Source organism: Streptosporangium sp. NPDC051022 (assembly GCF_040683035.1).
Taxonomy (GTDB): Bacteria; Actinomycetota; Actinomycetes; order Streptosporangiales; family Streptosporangiaceae; genus Streptosporangium.
In genome coordinates this window covers 1-13,153 of the sequence record NZ_JBFBCF010000040.1, presented here as the reverse complement: position 1 = coordinate 13,153, position 13,153 = coordinate 1, and the positions used below count along the sequence as shown (strand labels likewise).

At 71.2% G+C, this 13,153-nt stretch carries 10 protein-coding genes; all 10 read left to right on the top strand.

From position 1 onward, the window contains the following. The first annotated feature begins 1 nt into the window (after nt 1). The 10 genes from AB0N02_RS40815 to efeB all read left to right on the top strand — a co-directional run bounded on the left by AB0N02_RS40815 (nt 2) and on the right by efeB (nt 12,897). On the top strand, nt 2-1,345 hold the full coding sequence (locus AB0N02_RS40815; protein WP_363958661.1) for a serine hydrolase: 1,344 nt from the start codon (nt 2-4) through the stop codon (nt 1,343-1,345). After that, a complete protein-coding gene (locus AB0N02_RS40810) occupies nt 1,338-2,216 on the top strand; it encodes a serine hydrolase (protein WP_363958658.1) in 879 nt (292 codons plus the stop codon). Before AB0N02_RS40815 ends, AB0N02_RS40810 begins: the two co-directional genes overlap by 8 nt. A gap of 29 nt (nt 2,217-2,245) precedes the next feature. Continuing rightward, nucleotides 2,246-3,844 carry a helix-turn-helix domain-containing protein gene (locus AB0N02_RS40805; protein WP_363958655.1) on the top strand — a complete coding sequence of 533 codons (1,599 nt, stop codon included), beginning with the start codon at nt 2,246-2,248 and terminating at the stop codon, nt 3,842-3,844. Between the two features lie 113 nt (nt 3,845-3,957). Next, entirely contained in the window at nt 3,958-5,526 is a 1,569-nt protein-coding gene (locus AB0N02_RS40800) for an ABC transporter substrate-binding protein (protein WP_363958652.1), read from the top strand. Beyond that, the gene (locus AB0N02_RS40795; protein WP_363958650.1) at nt 5,526-6,530 is read left to right on the top strand and encodes an ABC transporter permease; all 1,005 of its coding nucleotides are present in this window, start codon (nt 5,526-5,528) and stop codon (nt 6,528-6,530) included. Before AB0N02_RS40800 ends, AB0N02_RS40795 begins: the two co-directional genes overlap by 1 nt. Further along, nucleotides 6,530-8,356 (top strand): dipeptide/oligopeptide/nickel ABC transporter permease/ATP-binding protein, encoded by a 1,827-nt coding sequence (locus AB0N02_RS40790; protein WP_363958647.1) that lies wholly within the window; start codon nt 6,530-6,532, stop codon nt 8,354-8,356. Before AB0N02_RS40795 ends, AB0N02_RS40790 begins: the two co-directional genes overlap by 1 nt. Continuing rightward, nucleotides 8,353-9,048, top strand: coding sequence for an ATP-binding cassette domain-containing protein (locus AB0N02_RS40785; protein WP_363958644.1), 696 nt, complete (start codon nt 8,353-8,355; stop codon nt 9,046-9,048). Before AB0N02_RS40790 ends, AB0N02_RS40785 begins: the two co-directional genes overlap by 4 nt. 528 nt (nt 9,049-9,576) lie before the next feature. Continuing rightward, complete coding sequence (efeU, locus tag AB0N02_RS40780) at nt 9,577-10,428, top strand: iron uptake transporter permease EfeU (protein ID WP_363958641.1); 852 nt, start codon at nt 9,577-9,579, stop codon at nt 10,426-10,428. Between the two features lie 11 nt (nt 10,429-10,439). Next, entirely contained in the window at nt 10,440-11,585 is a 1,146-nt protein-coding gene (efeO, locus tag AB0N02_RS40775) for an iron uptake system protein EfeO (RefSeq protein ID WP_363958638.1), read from the top strand. 52 nt (nt 11,586-11,637) lie between these two features. Further along, nucleotides 11,638-12,897, top strand: a complete 1,260-nt coding sequence (efeB, locus tag AB0N02_RS40770) for an iron uptake transporter deferrochelatase/peroxidase subunit (protein WP_363958635.1) — start codon at nt 11,638-11,640, stop codon at nt 12,895-12,897. Nucleotides 12,898-13,153 lie beyond the last annotated feature (256 nt).

Here is a 13,153-nt window from a genome sequence, read left to right as displayed (position 1 = left end):
AATGCTTGAAGATCTGCAGAAGCGTCTCGACGAGGTCGCCCAGAAGCACGACGTGCCCGGCGCCTCGCTGGCGATCTGGGCCGACGGGCGGCTGTTCGAGGTCGCCACCGGCGTGCTCAACAGGAACACCGGAGTCGAGACCACGACCGACAGCGTCTTCCAGGTCGGTTCGACCACCAAGGTCTGGACCGCCGCGCTGGTGATGCAGCTCGTGGACGAGGGCCTGGTCGACCTGGACAGGCCCGTCCGCGACTACCTTCCGGAGTTCGCCGTCGCCGACGGCTCGGAGAAGGTCGTCACCGTCAGGCACCTGCTCACCCACTCCGGCGGCTTCGACGGCGACCTGTTCGAGGACACCGGGCGCGGCGACGACTGCCTGGACAAGTACATCGACTTCCTGCACGGCGCGGGGCACGTCCACGAGCCCGGCGCGCTGTTCTCCTACTGCAACGCCGGATACTGCGTGCTCGGCGCGCTGGTCGCCCGGCTGCGCGGCACCACCTGGGAGCAGGCCATGCGCGAGCGCCTGCTCGGCCCGCTCGGCGCCACGCACTGGGCGCTCCTGCCCGAGGAGGCCATTGTGTTCCGGGCGGCGGCCGGGCACCTCGGCCCGGAGAACGCCGTCAACCTCTCGTGGGCGATGCCGCGCTCCAACGCCCCCGCGGGCTCGACCATGTGCCTGGCCCTGCGCGAGCTGGTCCGCTTCGGCCGCATGTTCATGGCCGGCGGCGTGGCGGAGGACGGCACCCGGCTGCTGTCGGAGGAGTCGGTCGCGGCCATGCGGACCAAGCAGATCGACGTGCCCGTGGTTCCCGGGCTGCTCGCCGACCGCTGGGGCCTGGGCTTCGAGCTGTTCGACTGGGGCGGCGAGGTCATCGGGCACGACGGCGGCACGATCGGGCAGAGCACGTTCTGGCGGGTCGTGCCGGGGGCGGACTTCGCGATCGCGATGAGCGCCAACGGCGGTTCCGTCCTCGGCCTGATCTCCGAGCTGGCGCTGCCGCTGATCCGCGAGGTCACCGGCCTGGCCGTGCCGGAGCTCCCCGTTCCGCCCCAGACGCCGCAGGTGGTGGACCCCGCGCCCTACACCGGAAGGTACGAGGGGCCGATGTACGTCTGGGAGGTGACCGAGGGCCACGGCGGCCTGGACGTCACCATGATCCCCGGCGAGTTCATGGAGAAGAACGGCCAGACGCGGAGCACCAGCCTTTTCGTGCACTACGCCGACCACTCCTTCATCGCCGCGGAGCCGAAGGGCGGCATGCACGAGACGATCACCTTCGTGGTCGGGGACGGGCGTGCCACCCACATGCACAGCGGAGCGAGGACGCTGCGCCGTGGCTGACGTGCACGGCGCACTGCGCGAGGTCTTCGACGACGCGGACGTGGAGGGCTTCGTCCACGTCCGCGACGTCGACGGCGACGACGAGATCGGCCTCGGCTCCGACGAGCCCGTCGTGCTCGCCTCGGTGTTCAAGCTCCCGATTCTGCTGGAGTACGCCAGGCAGGCCGCGGAGGGGACGCTGGAGCGCACCGAGCGGCTGACCGTGACCGCGGCCGACAAGGACGGCGGCATCGGCACCTCGGGGTGCGCGGACGACGTCTCGCTCACCCTGCGCGACCTGGCCCACTTCATGATGACCATGAGCGACAACGCGGCCACGGACGTGCTGCTGCGCCGGGTCGGGCTCGACAACGTGCACGCCACGCTGCGCCGGCTCGGCCTGGAGGGCATCCACCTGATCGGCGGCTGCGCCGAGCTGTTCGAGAGCGTGGTGTCCGAGCTGGGCCTGCCCGACGGGTTCGACGAGCAGGCGCTCGCCGCGATCGACGAGGATCGGATCAGGGCGCTGGCGATCCGCGACCCCGCGCGGACGACCTCGGGCACACCCCGCGAGATCACGACCCTGCTGGCGAAGATCTGGCGGGACGAGGCCGCCTCCCCGGAGGCCTGCGCCGAGGCTCGCAGGGTCATGGGCAACCAGATCTGGCCGCACCGCCTCTCCTCGGCCTTCGGCGACGAGGTGAAGATCTCCGGCAAGACCGGCACGCTCTGGGGCGTCCGCAACGAGGCGGGCGTCCTGGAGTATCCGGACGGACGGCGCTACGCGGCCGCGGTCTTCCTGCGGACCTCTTCGCTCGGCTTCCGGCTGCCCCAGGCGGACGCGGCGATCGGCCGCGCGGCTCGTGTGGCGATAGATCACCTGCGCGCCTGATGTCCCTTTATGTCCACTATCGTGAGCAGATGAGTAATCGGCCGCGTGCCAGCCTGCAGCGCATCCTGGAAGACCTCGGGAGCACTGTGCTGGACGTGGCCGCCTCTCCCGGTGAGCTCGACGCCGAGGTCACCGGGGTTCACATCTACGACCCCCTCGACGAGCTGCTGCTTCCCGAGGGAAGCCTCCTGCTCGCCGTGGGGGTCGACCGCGCCGAGCAGATATGCGCCCTGCTCGACGGGGCGGGCCTGGTGGCGGGCATCGTCGTCAAGCAGCCCGTGGACGTCGACGAGCTCGTCCGCGCCAAGGTGCTGGAGACCGGCGTCGCGGTACTGGGCCTGACCCGCGCCGCCTCCTGGGCACAGGTGGCGGCGCTGCTGCGTTCCCTGCTCGCCGAGGGCGACCTCGCCGAACCCGGGCAGGCCCCGCCCGACGACCTGTTCTCCCTGGCCAACGCCGTGTGCGCGCTGCTGGACGCCCCCGTGACCATCGAGGACCGCTCCTCACGGGTGCTGGCCTACTCCGGGCGGCAGGACGAGGCGGACCCGGGCCGCGTGGAGACGGTGCTCGGTCGCCAGGTGCCGATGCGGTACCGGCGGATGCTGGAGGAGCGCGGCTTCTTCCGGCAGCTCTACCAGAGCCACGAGCCCATCTACATGGAGCTGGACGACGTCAGCATCCCCCGCGCGGCGGTGGCCGTGCGCTCCGGCGACGAGATCCTCGGCTCCATCTGGGCCGCGGTGCGAGAACCGCTGAGCGACCAGCGGCAGCGCGCGCTCGCCGACGCCGCCAAGATCGTCGCGCTGCAGCTGCTGCGGCAGCGGGCCGGGGCGGACACCCGGCGCAGGCTCCGCGCCGACCTGCTGTCCACCGTGCTGGCCGGTGGCCAGGACGCCGCCGAGGCCGCGGGCCGGCTCGGCGTCGCCAGCGAACGGCTGTGCGTGCTCGCCGCCCAGCTCAGCGACGGCTCCGGCGGCTCGATCGGCGACGCCGCGCGCAGGGAGAGCGACAGGCAGCGCTTCTGCGACGCGCTGGCGCTGCACGTCGGGGCCATCCACCCCAAGGCCGCGGCCGCGCTGGTCGGCTCGGTGGCCTACGCCGTACTGCCGCTGCACGCGGGCAACGGCGGCAAGGAGGAGACGCGGGCCGTGCGGGTCGCGGAGAGCTTCCTGGCCCGCGTCGGTCCCCGGCACGCCGCCAACATCGGTGTGGGACGCCTGGCGAACAACCTGACGGAGGTGGCCAGGTCCCGGGCGGACGCCGACCGGGCCCTGCGCGTACTGCGCGCCCGCGGGTCCTCCGGCGCCGTCGCCGGCTACACCGGCGTGCACTTCGAGGCGCTGCTGCTGCAGCTGTCCGACCTGGCCGAGGCGGAGGAGCAGGCGCCGACCGGCCCCTACGAGCGGCTCCTGGCCTACGACGCCGAGCACGGCAGCGAGCTGGTGCCCACCCTGCGGGCCTATCTCGACGCCTTCGGCGACGTCAACGCCGCGGCGGCACGGGTCCACGTGCACGCCAACACCTTCCGCTACCGGCTGAAGCGGCTCACCGAGATCGGCGAGCTGGACCTGACCGACCCCGAAGCCAGGCTGACCGTGATGCTCCAGATGCGGATCTTCGGTAGATAGCACGACGGGTGGCCTGCTTTTTGTGGGCGAGCACGAAGAAGGAACACCATGAACAGGCGAATGTGGGGCATCACCCCCACCTTCCTGGAGCTTCCATGAAAAAAGTAGGCCCGGTGGCCGCTCTCGTTACCCTGAGCCTGCTCGCGGCCGCCTGCGGCGGCGCGGCGAGCAGCCCGTCGGGGAAGCCCGCGGAGGGCGGCACCTTCTCCTTCGCGCTCAGCGCCGACCCCGGGGTGCTCGACCCGGCCATGGGGATCCTCGGGGTCACCAACAGCGTGCTGTCGCTGGCCTACGACACGCTCGTCTACAACTCCCCCGAGGGGAAGATCATGCCGGGGCTGGCCGAGAAGTGGGACGTCAAGCCCGCCTCGGTGACCTTCACCCTGCGCAAGGACGTCACCTGCTCGGACGGCTCCAAGCTCACCGCCGCCGACGTGGCCGAGAACGTCAACCACATCGCCGACCCGGCCACCAAGTCACCCGTCTACGGCGTGCTCGTCCCCGCCGGGATGAAGGCCGAGGCGGACGACGCGGCGGGGACGGTGACGCTCTCCACCCCCGAGCCGTTCAGCTTCATCCTGGAGAGCACTCCGCTGATGTTCATCGTCTGCGGCAAGGCGGTCAAGGACCGTTCGCTGATCGCCCGCGCCACCTCGGGCTCCGGGCCGTACACGCTCACCGAGGCCGTGCCCAGCGACCACTACACCTTCCAGCTCCGCAAGGACTACGTCTGGGGACCGAACGGCGCCACGACCAAGGAGCCGGGCATGCCGGCCAAGGTCGTGCTGAAGGTCGTGCCGAACGAGCAGACCGCCGCCAACATGCTGGTCTCCGGCGACCTCAACAGCGCGATCATCTACGGCGCCGACCGCAAGCGCCTGGAGGCGACGCCGGGAATGGGCAAGCTCGTCGTGTCGGCGGGCAACGGGCAGTTCTTCTACCACCAGGGTGACGACCGCCCCGCCAAGGATCCCGCGGTGCGCAAGGCCCTCACCCAGGCGATCAACCTCTCCGAGCTGGCCGGGATCGCCTCCAGCGGCACGGGACGCCAGGTCACCGGGCTGGTCGGGGACCCCAAGCCCTGCCAGGGCGACAGCGTCACCGGTCACGTCCCGGCCTTCGATCCGGCCGCCGCGGCCACCGCGCTCGACGCCGCGGGCTGGAAGGCCGGCGCCGACGGCGTCCGCGTCAAGGACGGCAAGAAGCTGTCCCTGCGCCTGCTGTACATCACCACCAGGGGGGCGGGCATCCAGGCCGCCAACGAATACCTCGCCCAGGCGTGGAAGAAGATCGGCGCTGAGGTCACGCTGAACGGCGTCATCGACACCAAACTGGCGGAGTCGCTCAACGTCACCCAGGACTGGGACGTCGTCTGGCTGCCGATCGGCGTCACCCTTCCCACCCAGCTCGTCGGCTTCCTGTCCGGGCCCGCGGCGCCCAAGGGCGCCAACTTCGCCCACCTGGCCAACGCCCGCTACCAGAAGCTGGTCTCCGAGGCCGTGCTCAAGCCCGGTGCGGAGAGCTGCAAGACCTGGCTCGAGTCGGAGTCCGCGCTGTTCGACAACTCCGACCTGGTGCCGGTCGTGGACACCACCGTGCTCGTCGCGCAGAAGGGCACCAAGTTCGACATGATGGCGGGCCTGTTCGTACCGACCTCCATCCGGATGACCGAGGCGGGCTAGTGGCCGGAATCCCTCGCCTACAGGGACGCCGCCCGCTCGCGGGCGGCGCGCCCCGGGGCCGCACGCGGGGGGCGTTCGCGCTGCGGCACCTCGTCCGCTTCGTGATCTCGCTGGCCGTACTGCTCGTCGCGTCGTTCGCGATGATCCACCTCATCCCGGGCGATCCGGTGCGCGCCTCGCTCGGCCAGGCGGCCCCGATCGAGCTGATCGAGGCCCGGCGCGCGGCACTCGGGCTGGACCAGCCGATCCTCACCCAGCTGGCCACCTACGTCCGTCACGTGCTGACCGGCGACTTCGGCACCTCCTTCCTCAGCGGGGAACCGGTCGGTGAGATCATCGCCGCCCGGCTGCCCAACACCCTCACCCTGGCGCTGCTCGCGACCGCCGTGGCCCTGCTCGTCGCGGTGCCGCTGGGCATGTGGGCGGGGGTGCGCACCGAGAACGGCCGCAACCGCGGCACCGAGGCGACCTTCACCTCGGTCACCGGTACGGCCGTCGCGGTGCCGGAGTTCCTCTACGCCATCGCCCTGGTCTCCGTCTTCGCCATCGGGCTCGCCTGGTTCCCGCCCGCGGGCAAGGGCGGCCCCGAGTCCTACGTGCTGCCCGTCCTCGCCCTGGCCATCGCCCCCATCGCGATGATCTCCCGCATCTCCCGGGTGGAGACGCTGCGCGAGCTGGGCCGCGACTACGTACGGCTGGCACGTGCCAAGCGGCTGCCCGCCTCCCGCATCTACCTACGGCACGTCCTGCCCAACACCCTCACCGCCACCCTCACCGTGGGCGGCCTGCTGCTCACCGGCCTGATCGCGGGAAGCGTGCTCGTCGAGTTCGTCTTCGCCTGGCCCGGCCTCGGCATGCGGATCGTGGAGTCGATCACCCAGAAGGACTACCCCGTCGCCCAGGGCGTGATCCTCGTCTACGGCGCGATCGTGCTCGTGGTGAACTTCCTCGTCGATGTGCTGCTCGGCGTGCTCGACCCGACCTCCGCCCTGAAGGAGACCTGATGCGGCACCTGCTGCGGACGCCGGCCGGGCTCGCCGGGACCATACTGGTCGCGTTCATGGTGGTCCTGGCGATCATCGGCCCCCCGATCTGGGGCGCCGAGGCCGAGCGCATCAACCCGGCGGTCATCCTCCAGGGCGTCTCGGACGCACACCCGCTCGGCACCGACAACCTGGGGCGCGACATCCTGGCCCGGGTGCTGGTCGCCGGACGGCTCTCGCTCACCCTGGCCCTGCTGGCCACGCTCATCGGCGCCGTCGCGGGAACCGTGCTCGGCGCCCTCCCCTCGGTGCTGCCCCGCAGGGGCGCGCGGCTGGTCACCGGCGCGGTCAACGCGCTGGTCGCCTTCCCCGGCCTGCTGCTGGCCATGTTCACCGCGGTGATCTCCGGGCTCGGCGCGAAGGGGGCCGTGCTGGGCATCGGCGCCGCCATCGCGCCCGGCTTCGCGCGGCTCACCCAGACGCTCGCCGCCTCCGTCGCCGGGGCCGACTACGTGGCGGCCGCCCGGATGCTCGGCGTCTCCCGAGGGCGGATCATGGCGCGCCACGTCCTGCCCAACATCGCCGAGCCGCTGATCCTCAACCTCACCCAGGCGCTGGGCGGCGCGCTGCTAGGCCTCGCCGGGATGTCCTTCCTCGGCCTGGGCGTCCAGCCGCCGGCGTTCGACTGGGGACGGCTGCTGTTCGACGGTTTCAGCCGCATCTACGACACCCCGGCCGTCGCCCTGGGGCCCGCCGTCGCGATCGCGCTGGCGGGCATCGGGTTCAACCTGCTGGGGGACGCGCTGGCGCGGGCGGCCTCGCGCAGTGCCGTACCGGCTGGCAGGCCGGTCTCCGGAGCCGCCGCGGAACCGGGGATGGCCGGGGAGCCCGATCCGGAGGCGGTCCTGGAGGTGCGCGACCTCACCGTCACCTTCCCCGGCGGCGTGACCCCGGTCCGCGGCCTGTCGCTGACCGTCGCCCCCGGGGAGATCGTCGGGCTGGTCGGGGAGTCGGGCAGCGGCAAGAGCCTGACAGCCTCCGCCGTCGGGGGCCTGGTGCCCTACCCGGGCGAGGTGACGGCGAGCAGGCTGCGGCTGTGCGGCGCCGACCTCGACGAGCTCACGGAACAGCAGCGCCGAAAGCTGCTCGGCACCTCGCTGGCGATGGTCTTCCAGGACCCGATGGCCTCCCTCAACCCCGCGCTGCGGATCGGTGGCCAGCTCGCCGAGGTGGCGACCGTGCACCAGGGGGCGAGCCGTGAGAAGGCCTGGGAGAGGGCCGTCGACCGCCTCGACCACGTGCGCATCCCCGAACCCGCGCGGCGGGCCCGCCAGCACTCCCACGAGCTGTCCGGCGGCATGCGCCAGCGCGTGGTGATCGCGATGGGCCTGATGGGCGCGCCGCGGCTCATCATCGCCGACGAGCCGACGACCGCGCTCGACGTGACGGTGCAGCGGCAGATCCTCCGCCTGCTGCGTGAGGTGACGGCCGAGACCGGCGCCGCGACCCTGTTCATCTCCCACGACATCGCCGTGGTCGGCGAGCTGTGCGACCGGGTCGTCGTCATGTACGCGGGCAGGGTCGTCGAGGAACTTCCCGTCGACCGGCTCACCACCGGCGCCGCGCACCCCTACACCCGCGCGCTCGTCGCCTCGCTGCCCGACATGGACACCGACAGGTCCCTGCCGCTCGCGAGCATCCCGGGACGTCAGCCGGCCCCCGCCGAGGTCGGCCAGGGATGCGCCTTCGCCGACCGCTGCGAACTGGCGAGCGACCGCTGCGCCGAGCTTCCCCCCCTGATCCCGTACGGCAAGGCGCACCAGGTCGCCTGCTGGGAGGCCCAATGATCATCAAGAACCTGACGGTGCGGTTCGGCGCGTTCACGGCGGTCGACGACGTCACGCTGGAGATCCCGCCCGGGGCGATCGTCGGGCTGGTGGGGGAGTCGGGCTCCGGAAAGTCGACCCTGGCCAAGGCGGTGACCGGGCTGGTGCCGTACACCGGGGAGATCGCGGGGGCCGACCCCAAACGCATCCAGATGGTCTTCCAGAACCCCTACGCCTCCCTCGACCCCAGGATGACCGTGGGCGCCTCGGTCGGCGAGGGGCTGCGCCTGCCGCGCGCCGCCCGTGAGGCGGAGGTCGAGCGGCTGCTGTCACTGGTCTCGCTGCCCGCAGCCCTGGCCGGGCGCTATCCCCGCGAGCTGTCCGGCGGCATGCGCCAGCGGGTGGCGATCGCCAGGGCGCTGGGCGCGCGGCCCGAGCTGCTGGTCGCCGACGAGATCACCTCCGCGCTGGACGTCTCGGTGCAGGGCGCGGTGCTCAACCTGGTGCGCTCCCTGCGCGAGGAGCTCGGCCTGTCCATGCTGTTCATCTCGCACAACCTCGCCGTGGTCCGCTACGTCTCCGACGTCGTGGCGGTGATGCACCAGGGCCGGCTGGTGGAGACGGGGCCGACGGAGGAGGTCGTCGACACCCCCCGCCATGACTACACCCGGTCACTGCTGGAGGCGATCCCCCGCCTCGGCCGGATCTCCTAGTGGTGCTTTGCCGGGTGGCCAGGGCGCCCGTGCCCGGCCGGTGACGGCCGTCACGGGCGCCTTCGGCCGACCGTGACGCGACAGACGGGGCTGGATCCGGGATCTGCCCGACGAGCACCCCGTTGTTCCTCCTGTGACGATCTGCCCCGGGGAGACCCCAAGGGCTCTGGTCCGCTTCCGGCCTACTTCCGGCCCACGGATGATCCACCCGGGTTCGAGCCGGTCGACGTCTTCGACGGGGCGGGGACTGCCGCAGCAGCACCGTCGCGCCGCGGCCTGGGAGCACCACACCCAAGATCTGGCCGCGGGCCGCTCGTAGGCGGCTCCCGCTCTCGCGCCGGAATCATTCCTTATCCGGGGCTTCCGGGGGCTTCGAGAGGCCCACCGCAAGACCTTTTTCTCGGAAGTTAATGCCATATCGCGGTCCGACTCTCGACCCGGGGGGCCTGATGACGCATCCTCGTGTGAAGAGTAAGGTTGCCCTGTCCTAAATTAGGTAAGCCTTTGTAAGTCTTCCCGGGAGTCGCGGTGTTCGCCAGCTACCTCATCGGACTGCGAGAGGGCCTCGAAGCGACCCTCGTCGTCTCCGTCCTGGTCGCCTTTCTCGTCAAGAGCGACCGCAGGGACAGGCTTCCCCAGGTCTGGGCGGGCGTCGGCGTGGCCGTGGCACTCTCCATCGGGTTCGGCGCGCTGCTCACCTTCACCGCGACACGCCTCAACCACGGCCAGCAGGAGATGTTCGACGCCGTCACCTCACTGCTGGCCACCGTGTTCGTCACCTGGATGATCTTCTGGATGCGCGGCGCGGCCCGCTCCCTCTCCGGTGAACTGCGGGCCAAGCTGACCGACGCCATCCAGATGGGCTCGGCGGCCGTGGTGGTCATGGCCTTCCTTGCCGTGGCGCGCGAGGGCCTGGAGACCGCCCTGCTGTTCTTCGCCTCCGTCCAGGGCGCCACCACGACCGCGAGCCCGCTGATCGGCATCAGCCTGGGCGTCCTCACCTCGATCGCGATCGGCTGGGGCCTGTACCGCAGCGCGCTGCGCATCAACCTCACCAAGTTCTTCACCTGGACCGGCCTGCTGCTGATCCTGGTCGCCGCCGGCATCTTCAAGTACGGCGTGCACGACCTGCAGGAGGCCAACATCCTGCCGGGACTGTCCACCTACGCCTTCGACATCACCTCCGTGATGCCCGCCGACTCCTGGTACGGCGTGCTGATGTCCGGGATGTTCAACATCACCCCGCAGCCCAGCGTGCTGGAGACCGCGGCGTGGCTCCTGTACGCCGTCCCCACGCTCATCCTCTTCCTGCGTCCGCAGCGTAAGCGTCCCGCAGCCTCTCCCACCCTCCCCGCGACCGATCCGCGTCCCGCGGCCTGAACAGGAACATCATGCGTACATCCATCGCCATCGCCGTAGGATTCCTCGCCCTCGCCGGGCTGACCGCCTGCTCCGGCGGCGCGGACACCCCCGCCGCGTCCCCCGGCGCTGCCAAGAGCAGCGCGGGCGGCCCGATCACCGTGGCCGCCAGCGACACCGAGTGCAAGGTCGCCACCACCGAGGTCGCCGCCGGCACCTCGACCTTCACCATCACCAACGGCGGCAGCAAGGTGACGGAGTTCTACGTCTACGCCGCGGGCGACCGGGTGATGGGCGAGGTGGAGAACATCGTGCCAGGCCTGACCCGCGAGGTGATCGTCGAGCTGCCCGCGGGCGTCTACGAGACCGTCTGCAAGCCGGGTATGACCGGCAAGGGCATCCGGGGCCCGCTGAAGGTGACCGGCGAGCACAAGCCGCTCAGCGACGACGCCAAGCTGGCCGCGGCGACCGAGGGCTACAAGCGATACATCAAGAGCCAGAGCGACACCCTGCTGACCAAGACCCAGGAGTTCGTCGACGCGGTCAAGGCCGGGGACATCGACAAGGCCAAGGCCCTCTATCCGGTCGCGCGGACCTACTGGGAGCGCATCGAGCCGGTCGCGGAGATCTTCGGCGACCTGGACCCGGCGATCGACGCCCGCGAGAACGACCTGGCCGAGGGCGAGGAGTGGACCGGCTTCCACAAGATCGAGAAGGACCTCTGGGTCACCAAGGACGTCAGCAAGGACGGCCCGATCGCCGACAAGCTGATGACCGACATCAAGACGATCGTCGACAAGGCCAACGGCGCGGAGATCTCCCCGGTGCTGCTCGGCAACGGCGCCAAGGGCCTGCTCGACGAGGTCGCCTCCGGGAAGATCACCGGTGAGGAGGACCGCTACTCCCACACCGACCTGTGGGACTTCGACGCCAACCTGCAGGGCTCGAAGGCCGCGGTCCAGGCGCTCAGGCCCGTCCTGGAGGAGCGCGCCCCCGACCTGGTCAAGACCCTCGACGAGAAGTTCGCCGCCACCGAGGCCGAGCTCGGCTCGCACCGTAAGGGCGACGGATGGAAGCTGCACACCGAACTGTCCAAGGACGAGTTGAAGAAGCTGTCAGACTCCATCAACGCCTTGGCCGAGCCGATCAGCAAGATCGCCGCGGTTGTTGCCAAATAGCAGACGGGCCGGGCAGGCGTTCGCGGCACGCGAGCCGTACTGAGGAGAGCGAATGAGTGAGCGGATCAGCCGCAGGAGGCTTTTCGGGCTGGGCGTCGCGGGCGCGGCGGCGGCGGGCGCGGGAGTGATCGCGGTGCGCTCGGGCGACGGGGGCGCCGGGCCCACCTCCGCGCACGTCGGCCCGGCCTCCGGCGCCGTTCCCTTCTACGGCGAGCACCAGGCCGGCATCGTCACCCCGGCCCAGGACCGGCTGCACTTCGTCTCCTTCGACGTCACCACCGACAAGAAGGCGGAGCTCGCCGACCTGCTGCAGGAGTGGACCGCCGCCGCTGCCCGGATGACCCAGGGCAAGGAGGCGGGCACCTTCGGCGCCGTCGGCGGAGTCCCGGAGGCCCCGCCGGACGACACGGGAGAGGCCCTCGGGCTGCCCGCGGCCGGGCTGACCCTGACGGTCGGTTTCGGCGGCTCGCTGTTCGACGACAGGTTCGGCCTGGCGAGCAGGAAACCGGCGGCCCTGGCCGCGCTGCCGAAGTTCCCCGGGGACGCCCTGCTGCCGGAGATCTCCGGCGGTGACATCTGCGTCCAGGCCTGCGCGCACGACCCGCAGGTCGCCGTGCACGCCATCCGCAACCTGGCCCGCATCGGCTTCGGGCGGGTCTCGGTCCGGTGGTCCCAGCTCGGCTTCGGCCGTACCTCCTCCACCTCTCGCGCCCAGGCGACGCCCCGCAACCTGATGGGGTTCAAGGACGGCACCAACAACCTCAAGCTGGAGGACGAGGCGCTGCTCGGGGAGCAGCTCTGGGTGGCCCCGTCCGACGGCCAGGAGTGGATGGCGGGCGGCAGCTGCCTGGTCACCCGGAAGATCCGGATGATGATCGAGACCTGGGACCGGGCCCCGCTGGTCGAGCAGGAGCAGATCTTCGGCCGCGACAAGGGCGAGGGCGCCCCGCTGGGCAAGAAGGCCGAGTTCGACCCGATCGACTTCGCCGCCAAGGACACGACCGGCGAAACCGTCGTCAAGGCCGGCGCCCACGTACGGCTCGCCCACCCCAGCAGCAACGGGGGCGCCCACCTGCTGCGCCGGGGCTACAACTACGTCGACGGCTCCGACGGCCTGGGCCGCCTGGACGCGGGCCTGTTCTTCATGGCCTACCAGCGCGACCCGCGCCGCCAGTTCGTCCCGATCCAGCTCTCCCTGGCGAAGAACGACCTGCTCAACGAGTACATCAAGCATGTCTCGAGCGGGTTGTTCGCCTGCCCCGGCGGGGTCCGTGACGCCGGTGACTACTGGGGCAGGGCCCTGCTCACCTGACCGTCCGGCGAGAGGCCGGAAAAGCGGACGCGGAACCCCCGGTGCCTCGGGGATTCCGCGTCCTTCGGTTGTACGGCCCGCGGCCGTCCGGCCGGCCGTGGCCGTCCGACCGGCCTGGGGGGGCTTCCGCTGGATTTTTCGGCCTGCCGTGGCCGGTCTAGAGGGCGATCCATTCGGTGGAGACGGTGACCTCGCGCAGGAGGTCGGGGATGGGGTCGACGCCGATGCCGGGGCCGGTGGGCACGGTCAGGTGGCC

Excerpts from the sequence above, each read along its gene's own strand:
- AB0N02_RS40785 (WP_363958644.1), top strand. The coding sequence starts at position 8,353 with ATGATCATCAAGAACCTGACGGTGCGGTTCGGCGCGTTCACGGCGGTC.
- AB0N02_RS40805 (WP_363958655.1), top strand. The coding sequence starts at position 2,246 with ATGAGTAATCGGCCGCGTGCCAGCCTGCAGCGCATCCTGGAAGACCTC.
- efeB (WP_363958635.1), top strand. The coding sequence starts at position 11,638 with ATGAGTGAGCGGATCAGCCGCAGGAGGCTTTTCGGGCTGGGCGTCGCG.
- efeO (WP_363958638.1), top strand. The coding sequence starts at position 10,440 with ATGCGTACATCCATCGCCATCGCCGTAGGATTCCTCGCCCTCGCCGGG.
- AB0N02_RS40790 (WP_363958647.1), top strand. The coding sequence starts at position 6,530 with ATGCGGCACCTGCTGCGGACGCCGGCCGGGCTCGCCGGGACCATACTG.
- AB0N02_RS40815 (WP_363958661.1), top strand. The coding sequence starts at position 2 with ATGCTTGAAGATCTGCAGAAGCGTCTCGACGAGGTCGCCCAGAAGCAC.